Source organism: Streptomyces javensis, from assembly GCF_039525925.1.
GTDB classification, from domain to species: domain Bacteria; phylum Actinomycetota; class Actinomycetes; order Streptomycetales; family Streptomycetaceae; genus Streptomyces; species Streptomyces asiaticus.
In genome coordinates this window covers 1-8,952 of sequence record NZ_BAAAIF010000152.1, presented here as the reverse complement: position 1 = coordinate 8,952, position 8,952 = coordinate 1, and the positions used below count along the sequence as shown (strand labels likewise).

5 protein-coding genes and 1 pseudogene are annotated in these 8,952 nt (G+C 66.4%); 3 read left to right on the top strand and 3 right to left on the bottom strand.

Annotation, left to right across the window (positions count from 1 at the left end; translation table 11 throughout):
• On the top strand, positions 1-1,160 hold a 1,160-nt coding region (locus ABD329_RS46860), incomplete at its 5' end, for an alpha/beta fold hydrolase (RefSeq protein WP_344318142.1).
• 60 nt (positions 1,161-1,220) lie between these two features.
• On the opposite strand, the gene ABD329_RS46855 is transcribed toward ABD329_RS46860, so the two are convergent.
• The 3 genes from ABD329_RS46855 to ABD329_RS46845 all read right to left on the bottom strand — a co-directional run bounded on the left by ABD329_RS46855 (position 1,221) and on the right by ABD329_RS46845 (position 5,339).
• The gene (locus ABD329_RS46855) at positions 1,221-3,278 is read right to left on the bottom strand and encodes a helix-turn-helix domain-containing protein (protein ID WP_214665416.1); all 2,058 of its coding nucleotides are present in this window, start codon (positions 3,276-3,278) and stop codon (positions 1,221-1,223) included.
• A gap of 567 nt (positions 3,279-3,845) precedes the next feature.
• Positions 3,846-5,054 (bottom strand): cytochrome P450, encoded by a 1,209-nt coding sequence (locus ABD329_RS46850; protein ID WP_198280151.1) that lies wholly within the window; start codon positions 5,052-5,054, stop codon positions 3,846-3,848.
• Positions 5,055-5,099: 45 nt separating this feature from the next.
• Positions 5,100-5,339 carry a ferredoxin gene (locus tag ABD329_RS46845; protein ID WP_198280152.1) on the bottom strand — a complete coding sequence of 80 codons (240 nt, stop codon included), beginning with the start codon at positions 5,337-5,339 and terminating at the stop codon, positions 5,100-5,102.
• Positions 5,340-5,930: 591 nt separating this feature from the next.
• Here ABD329_RS46845 and ABD329_RS46840 point away from each other — a divergent pair.
• Both ABD329_RS46840 and ABD329_RS46835 read left to right on the top strand, forming a co-directional pair.
• Positions 5,931-6,692, top strand: coding sequence for a thioesterase II family protein (locus ABD329_RS46840; RefSeq protein WP_198280153.1), 762 nt, complete (start codon positions 5,931-5,933; stop codon positions 6,690-6,692).
• A 303-nt stretch (positions 6,693-6,995) separates the two neighbouring features.
• Positions 6,996-8,952, top strand: a pseudogene (locus ABD329_RS46835) (type I polyketide synthase); the annotation flags it as partial.

The following is an 8,952-nucleotide window of genomic DNA, read 5'->3' as shown; positions in this document are numbered from 1 at the left end:
CGGAGCTGCGGGGGTTCCTGGCCAAGGTCCTGCCGGAGCACATGGTGCCCTCGGCCGTGGTCGTGCTGGAGCGGTTGCCGCTGACGGCGAACGGGAAGCTGGACCGCAAGGCGCTGCCCGCCCCCGACTACACCCCTGCGCCCGGCCGTGCACCGGCCACCCCGACAGAAGAGTCGCTGTGTGGGTTGTTCGCCCAGGTGCTCGGCCTGCCTGATGTCCCCGCCGACGCCGACTTCTTCGCGCTGGGCGGCCATTCCCTGCTCGCCATGCGCTTGATGGGCCGGTTGCGCACGGAGACCGGGGCCCGCCTCGGCATGCAGGCACTGTTCCAGGCCCCGTCCCCGGCTCTGCTCGCTCGCCTCCTGGACGATGGGGAAAGCTCACACGACTTCGACGCCGTCCTGGCCATCAGGTCCGAGCCGGACACACCCAATCTGTTCTGTGTGCATCCGGCGAGTGGCATCGGTTGGGCCTACCAGGCGCTGGCCGGAAGCGCGGTCGGCCGTTTCTCCCTCTACGCCCTCCAGGCCCGTGGTCTCGATGTGTCGCGGGAGGCGGCGGCGAGTATCGAGGAGATGGCGGACGACTACGTGGCCATGATGAGGTCGATCCAGCCCTCGGGGCCGTACAAGCTTCTGGGCTGGTCCTTCGGCGGACTGGTGGCACACGCCATGGCCGCACGCCTCGAGGCCATGGGGGAACGGGTCGATCGGCTGTTCCTCCTGGACGCGTACCCCATCGAGCGGCAGAGCACCGAACCGCCCTGGTGCCCGTCCCGCAGGGAAGTGGTCGAGGACCTGCTGAGGGTCGCCCGGAACCAGTACGAGCCGGTGGCGGACGACGAGTCGTGGCGGCCACCTCTCCTCGAGACCGAGGTCAGCGAAGAGCACGTGGACGGCATCTACCGGGCGTACCAGACGAATCTCGACATGATGGCGCGCCACACTCCTCCCGTCCTCAAGGGCGACATCATCCTTGTGCGGGCGGTGATACCGGAGAGCGACGCGAGGACGGGCGACCCGCTGGACTGGCGACCGTATGTGGAAGGAGACATCAGGATCGTCGAGATCGGCTGCACCCACTCGGAGATGCTCGACACCGCGGCGGCGAACGAGATCGGCACCGTCGTCGCTCGCGATGTCGGGGCGCGGGAAGAATGAGGAACACCGGGGGTACGGGGAGTACGGGGAGTACGGGGAGTACGGGAGTGAAGGCGCAGGTCACGCGGCGCGCAGCCGACGGGAGGGGGACCGTACCAGATGGTCGGGCAGAACCTGGGCGACCTCCAGGGCATGCATGGCCAGCACCAGGTCATGCGTGTGTCCCGGTGTGCCCAGGAGACGGCAGTTGAGCAGGCTCTCGGCCGCGCGGAGGTGGTTGCGGACCGTCTTCAGATGGACGCCGACCTTCTGCGCGGTCTGCTCCACATTGCCGCCGCAGGCCACCCATGCCGCCAGCGTTCGCCGCAGCTCTCTGCGATCCGCGTCCAGGCGTCCGAGGTAGACCCTGGCCCATTCCTGGGCGCCGTCGTCCGCCAGCAGTTCGCCGAGGCTCCGCTCGCCGGACACCGCGTTCGCCGCATGGGCCGTATGGGGGGTATGGGGCGTATGGGGAGGCAAGGCCCGGAGCTCCAGTGCGAGGCTGAGTACGGCCCGGTCGGGCAGGCAGGTGAGGTCCAGGGCGAGGAGCTCACTGACCTTCGCGATGCGTGCTGCCACGGTGTTGCGATGAGAGCCGGTGGCCCTCGCCACATCGAGACGGGAGAACCGCAACGACAGATCGATCGTTCGCAGAATGCTCTCCCGCGCGGCGGGGGCGAGGGCGTCGAGCGGGCGTAGGAATGCCTCTGCCCATGTCTGGCCGGCGCCCGGGTCGAGGAAGAAGGAGAGACCGGGTTCCTCCCGGGCGGCCGTCACCAGCTTCTCCTGACTGTTCCCCGCCATGGTGAGGGCCCGGTGTGCCTCTTGGTGTGCCTCCTCCAGGTTCGCCAGTGGCTTGGGGTGACTGGCGCCCATCCGGAGCCCCGGAACGTCGGCCACCAGGTCGTGGAGCCGCTGGGCCACGCTCGTCCCGCGATCCTCACCGGATGAGGATGAGGATGAGGATGAGGATGAGGATGAGGATGAGGATGAGGATGAGGATGAGGACGAGGACGGGGATGGTGACGAGGGTGAGGACGGCGACGGCGACGGCGACGGCCACTCGGGCGTGACCACGAACAGCTGATCGGAACGGAACGGCGAACGGACGACCAGCGCCTGCTGCCGAAGTGCGTTCTCCAGCTTGGCGGCCGTGGCGTTCAGCTCCCGCTCACCACAGGTGATGAGGTGCACCCTGACCTGATCGGCGGTGAACAGCCCTGGGTACAGGGACTGGCCGATCTCCTGGGCGAGTTGGGTGAGACCGTTCAGCGCCAGATGGAGCACCGCGGCCCGCATCGAACTCATCGTCTGCTGGACCCGGTACTGGTCGCTGTCCACCTCCTCCGCGCGGATCAGCAGGCTCAGCAGCACGGTGGAACGCGCGATGATCTTCTCGGTGGACTCGTTGAAGTCCTGGTCGCGTACCACGATGAGAACCATGTGTGGTGGGTGATAGCCGATCGAGTAGAGCCGCACGCTGTGCTTCCCATGGTTGATGGACGCGGCTCCCACCTCCCCGCCCACGATGCGTGCCACCATGGCGGCCGGCGGCTCCACCAACGGGCCCCCCGCACTCATTTCGGACGTCAGCACGGTCTTGTGCGGATCGACCAGCCGCACCGACCCCTCCACCGCCTTGGCCAGCCGGTCGAGCAGGGTTTGCAGTCTGTGGTGCCCCTGCCTCCCCGGCCGCCGTATCTGGTCCAGCATCTCCTCCAGCTGCTGAGCGCGGTCCTCGTACTCCCGCAGCCGCTCACGGCTGACGACCTGCGCCACCTCCGATCCGCACAGCTCCTCGCTGCCGACGAGCAGCGGCACACCGTGTTTCCTGGCATTCACCAGTACGGCCTCGGGCACGTCCTGCGAAGTGGTGCGCATGATCGCGAGGCCCGCCGCCCCACTGCGCGCCAGGATGCGGATCCGGTGCTCGGCCGCGGTCGGATCGGTCAGCCACGGCTGATCAGGCGCCACGATGACCAGGAGATCGCGCAGTCCGGTGTCCAGGAGCCGGATGTTCCTCTCCGACTCCGGATCGGAGAGCCAGACACCCAGCACCGTACGGGCCCGGAAGGAGTTGCGGTCGACAGCATCAAGGAAACGCAGCCCTAAGGCCGGTTTTTCGCACAGTGAACCCAAACTTGGCACCGATGCCCCCGTGACGAAGATGTTCCATGGTTTATGAAAGGTGATGCACCGCGGCGGGAAATGATGCGCCGCAGCCGTGGTACGAAAGCGCACACGCAGGATGAGGTGCGCGACGGCCGTCGCGCTGAAGGCGTTGCTCAGGCCGGTGAATGCCCGGACGCCGACTCTGACGGAGAGATGCACGGCGGCATGGCCGACATGATGCCGAAAGCCGCGCTGGCGAACTTCCGTAATGACCGCCCGACAGCCACTGGTCCCTGGCTGTGGCGGAAAGGGGCCGCCTTCATCTCTGGTGAGACTTCATCACTGGCACTGCACACCGCAGCAACCTCCCCGTTAACGCAGTCCCGACATCATTCTGCCGTCTCGTGCCGCCTCGGTGCCGTCTCAAGATCCGAGTGGCACTGTCCTGCCACCGGCCAGGTATGCCGTGGATGCGTGGATGATCACGTACCGCCGTGCGGCGATACGGCGACCCGGCGGCATGAAGAAGGCGCCCCGGTCGCGCCCGCTTACGGGCTCTCGCCGGGGCGCCTGTTCAGGCTCCTCGTACGTCGGTCACCAGGCCACGGGCAGCGAGGTGAGCCCTCCCGTCAGCACGTTGTTCCTGGACACCAGCTCATCGATCGGCACCGCGAGTCGCAGCCCGGGCAGGCGGGCGAAAAGCGTCTGGTAGAGGACGTCCAGCATGACGCGGACCAGCGGGGCGCCAATGCAGTAGTGCAGGCCGTAGGCGAGCGTCATATGCGGGTTCTCGTTCCGCGTGATGTCGAATCGCTCCGGCTCCCGGAAGACGCGGGGGTCACGGTTGGCCGTCTGCGGGCTCAGCGCGATCAGATCTCCTTCGGAGATCCGCGTCCCCTTGTACTCGAAGTCGGTCCGTGCGTACCTGGTGATGCAGGCGTCCGAAGCCGGCGCGAACCGCAGGATCTCTTCCACGGCACGGGGAGCCAGGCCGGGATCCGCCTCCAGCAGCGCCCGCTGATCCGGATTCCGCAGAAACAGCAGGGTGCCGTAGTCGGTGAACGACACACTGGTCTCGAAACCGGCGATGATCAGCGTCGATACATACGTCTGAATGGCGTCGTCCGGCGGGAATCCCGTCTCCTGCTGCTTGGCGACCAGGTCGGTGATGACATCGTCGGCCGGTTCGGCGCGTTTGAGCTCGATGAACTTCGCGATGTACTCACGCATTTCCAGCATGGCCGTGACGGCGATCTGCTGGTCGCTGGTGTGGAAGGTGCCTTGGGACCACGTGCCGAGCTGCTCACGGTCGGCGAAGGGGATGCCGAGCAACTCGCTGATGACGAACACGGGAAGCCGCTTCGCTATCTCCTGGTGGAAGTCGGCCGGCTGCGGAAGCTCCTGGAATCGGCTCAGCAGCTCGTCCACCGTCCGCTGGATCCGTGGCCGCAGGGAACGCATCCGCTGGGCACTGAACGACGGAATCAGCACCTGCCGTGCCTTGGTGTGGTCGACGACCTCGGTCTCGTACTCGCCCCGCGGACCGCCGAGAATGACCGCGGCGCTGTAGCGCGGTGCGTTCGGGGGATCGAAATGCGAACGGCCCAAACGCGCGTCGGAGATGAGCTTCTTCACATCCTCATGCCGGGTGACCAGCCACGCCGGATCGCCGACGGGGGTGAGGACCTTGACGATGGGATCGTTCTCCCGCAGTTCGGCGAACCGGGGCGGCAGCTCCATCAGTCCGGACTGGTCGAAGGGCAGGCGCGGAATGCTCTCATCGGTGCTCTCGGCGGCAGACATGCGATGGTCTCCTATTCGGCACGGGCTCTCTTGACGCGGGCCTGTCTACGGTTGCTCGATGACGTGGATGCACTGCCCCGGGCACTCGTAGGCCGCCGTATCGACAGCGTCCTGATCCTCATCGGGGACATTCGCCTGACATGTCTCGCCGCCCGGCTGGTCCAGCATCCGGCCGTTCTGACGCACATAGGCGAGACTGTCGTCCGCGATCGAGAACACGCGCGGTGCGGTTTCCTCGCACTGTCTGCTGTTGAGGCATCTGCTCTGGTCGATCCACACCTTCATGGCGCTTCTTTCCTGCTCAATGCAGCGGGCGGGTCGTTGATGCCCTGGATGGCCGCTTTACCAAAGGGAGAAGGTCGGTCCATGACAGCCCCGTAGGGGCACGCGGGCGCACCGTTCGCTGAACGGGCCTCTCCATGCTGCCGTGTGTTCGGCCGTGGCAACGCAGGCACAAGCCAAATGGCACTCTCCTGCCATCGCCCGTGGGGCGTCATACGCCGGAAAAACCGTTGAATACGGCCCATCCGGGCCCTGTCCGAGCCCCTGCCGAGCCCCTGCCGAGCCCCTGTCCGGCCCTCTGTCCGGGACCAGGGAGGGCGCTCCGGGAAGGGGCCCAGACCCCTCGCGGCACCGTGTTCGCACGGCCGTGTTCGCTGGTCACGACCGTCCGTGCGCCACGCACCTGTGCATCCGTGCCATGGCCACCAGTTGGTCTGTGCAGAGATGACCCTTTCTCAGGTTGGCGGATGGCTTGTAGCGTCGAAAATGTTTTTGGCGGAGGCTGTGAAGCGGGGGTGGGTCCGTTCATCCGAGCCCTTTCGGCTACTGGCATCGGTTACCACCGTGCGGTCGCCGGAACCGGTCATTGAAGGGATGGAGCACGTGGGTGCAGCCGAAGTACGCCCCGGGCGTTGGCTTCGCCGCTTTCGGAGAGGCGAGTCTCCTCAAGACGTCCGACTGATCTGCTTTCCTCATGCGGGTGGCGCCGCCACCTTCTTCTTTCCCTTCGCAAGAGGGTTGAACATGTCGGCGGAAGTCCTGGCCGTTCAGTATCCGGGAAGGCAGGATCGCCACCGGGACGCGTGCATAGACAGCGTCGAGGAAATGGCCGACCTCATCTTCGAGGATGTACGAGCCCTCGACGATCGTCCGCTGGCCTTCTTCGGGCACAGCATGGGCGCGGTACTGGCATTCGAGGTGACACGACGCCTCGAAGAGAAGGACGGGATCAGCCCGCAACGGCTGTTCGCATCGGCCCGCCCCGCTCCCTCGAGACGCCGTGACGAGACGCTGAGGACAGACGATGCCCAGCTCATAGCGGACCTCAAGGCGCTGAACGGTCCGAACTCCGGGATCTTCGCCGACGAGGATGCCCTTCGCGTCATCCTGCCCGCCATTCGCAGCGACTACAAGGCGATCGAGGGCTATGCGGTTTCTCCGGACACCAGGGTCACCTGCCCCATCTCCACTGTTATCGGTGTCTCCGATGAGCGAGTGACCTCTGATGAGGCGGAGGACTGGGGAAAGCACACCACCGGGGATTTCGAGCTGATGGTCTTCCCGGGCGGCCACTTCTACCTCACTGAGCAGCTGCCCGATGTCGCCCGTTTCGTCGCGAAGCGCATCTCTCAGTGAACGAATTCGCTCCATTGGGCGCCTGATTGATACCAGAGGCCGGTTGTTCCGGCCCTTTAAGCACGATCACTTGAGAGCCCGTCGGCCGGTTTCCGGCCAGACGGTTGGCGGGCTGTCTACATCTGATATGGCGTAATTCCGTTGGCGTTGGAAGGGTTTGCTGTGCGGGATAGGCGAGTACTCACGGATGCTGAGCTGCGCGATCGACTCTCTGACGCGTCCGAAAAGCGGCAGTTCGAGATGGTGCTTGCCCTGGTACGTGAAGAGATCGCTCAGATACTCGGCTCACGCAGCCCGGAAGACATCGCCGAGCAGGCTTCCTTCCGCTCTCTCGGCGTCTACCGGGAGAAGCGTCAGCAGCTGATCAGCAACCTGACCGAGCGCTCAGGGGTTCGCCTCCCGTCGACCGCCCTGTTCGACTACCCGAACCCGGCCGCGCTGGCGCGCTTTGTGAGGTCTCGGATCGTCGGCGACGTCGCTGACGTTTCCCCCGCCTCGGCCGGCGCGACGGAGGACGACGGCCGGCCCGACGCGGACGACCCGATCGCCATCGTGGGTCTGGCCTGCCGCTACCCCGGCGGAGTGAGCTCCGCCGATGAGCTGTGGGACGTGGTGGCGAACGGCCGGAACACCATCTCGGACTTCCCTACCGACCGCGGTTGGGACCTGGAGAACCTGTTCGACCCGGACCCGGCGCACACGGGCACCTCGTACGGGCGGAAGGGCGGGTTCTTGCACGATGCCGCGGACTTCGACGCGGAGTTCTTCGGGATGTCGCCGCGTGAGGCGCTGGCGGTGGACCCGCAGCAACGATTGCTGCTGGAGACGTCATGGGAAGCGATCGAGACTGCCGGAATCAACCCCCTTGAGATGCGCGGCACGCCGACCGGGGTCTACTTCGGCGTCATCTACAACGACTATGCCTCGCGTTTGAGCACCTTCCCGGGCGAGCTCGAGGGTTACCTGCTCAACGGCAGTCGGCAGAGTGTCGCATCCGGCCGTGTGGCGTATGTGCTCGGTCTTGAGGGCCCGGCGCTTTCGATGGACACGGCGTGTTCTTCGTCGTTGGTGGCCCTGCACCAGGCCAGTGTGGCGCTGCGCCGTGGTGAGTGCTCGATGGCGCTGGCCGGTGGCGTGGCGGTGATGTCGGCCCCGGATCTCTTCGTGGAGTTCTCCCGCCAGCGCGGCATGGCGGTGGACGGGGTGTGCAAGGCGTTCGCGGACTCGGCGGATGGGGCCGGGTTCGGCGAGGGCGTGGGGGTGTTGTTGCTGGAGCGGTTGTCGGATGCGCGGGCGCGGGGGCATCGGGTGTTGGCGGTGGTGCGTGGTTCTGCGGTGAATCAGGATGGGGCGTCGAATGGGTTGACGGCGCCGAATGGTCCGTCGCAGGAGCGGGTGATCCGGCAGGCGCTTGCCAACGCGCGGCTGACGACGGCGGATGTGGATGCCGTCGAGGGCCATGGGACTGGTACGACGCTCGGCGATCCGATCGAGGCGCAGGCGCTGCTGGCCACCTATGGGCAGGGCCGGGACGAGGGTCGGCCGTTGTGGTTGGGGTCGTTGAAGTCGAACATCGGGCACACGCAATCGGCTGCTGGTGTGGGTGGTGTGATCAAGATGGTCATGGCACTGAACCGGGAGGTGCTGCCGCGCACGTTGTATGTGGATCGGCCGTCTTCGCATGTGGACTGGGATGCGGGCGCTGTTGAGCTGTTGACCGAGGCGGTGGCGTGGCCGCGTGGGGAGCGGGTGCGGCGGGCTGGTGTGTCTTCCTTCGGTGTGTCGGGGACCAATGCCCATCTCATCCTTGAGGAGGCGCCGGCGGAGGAAGCTGCTGGTGGGGATGTGGCGTCGTCCGTGGTGGAGCCTGCGGTGGTGCCGTGGGTGGTGTCGGGGCGTAGTGCGGGGGCGTTGGCGGCTCAGGCGGGTCGGTTGCTGGAGTACGTGCGCTCTGCCCAGGCTGATGGGGGTGGCGTGGATGTCGCCGGTGTGGGGCGTGCTCTGGTGGGTTCGCGTGCGCTGTTCGAGCACCGTGCTGTCGTTCTCGGCTCGGATGTGGAGGGGCTGACTGCTGGGCTTGAGAGCCTGGTGCGGGGTGAGGCTGTCGACAGTGGTGTGGTGGGTCGTGTGCGGTCGGGGGTGGGTCGGCCGGTGTTTGTCTTTCCTGGTCAGGGTGCGCAGTGGGTGGGTATGGGTGGGCGGTTGTTGGATGAGTCGGTGGTGTTTGCGGAGGGGATTGCGGAGTGTGAGCGGGTGTTGT

What these genes read in the sequence shown, in the direction of transcription:
- ABD329_RS46840 (WP_198280153.1), top strand. Translation starts at nt 5,931, where the DNA reads ATGGAGCACGTGGGTGCAGCCGAAGTACGCCCCGGGCGTTGGCTTCGC.
- ABD329_RS46850 (WP_198280151.1), bottom strand. Translation starts at nt 5,054, where the DNA reads ATGTCTGCCGCCGAGAGCACCGATGAGAGCATTCCGCGCCTGCCCTTC.
- ABD329_RS46845 (WP_198280152.1), bottom strand. Translation starts at nt 5,339, where the DNA reads ATGAAGGTGTGGATCGACCAGAGCAGATGCCTCAACAGCAGACAGTGC.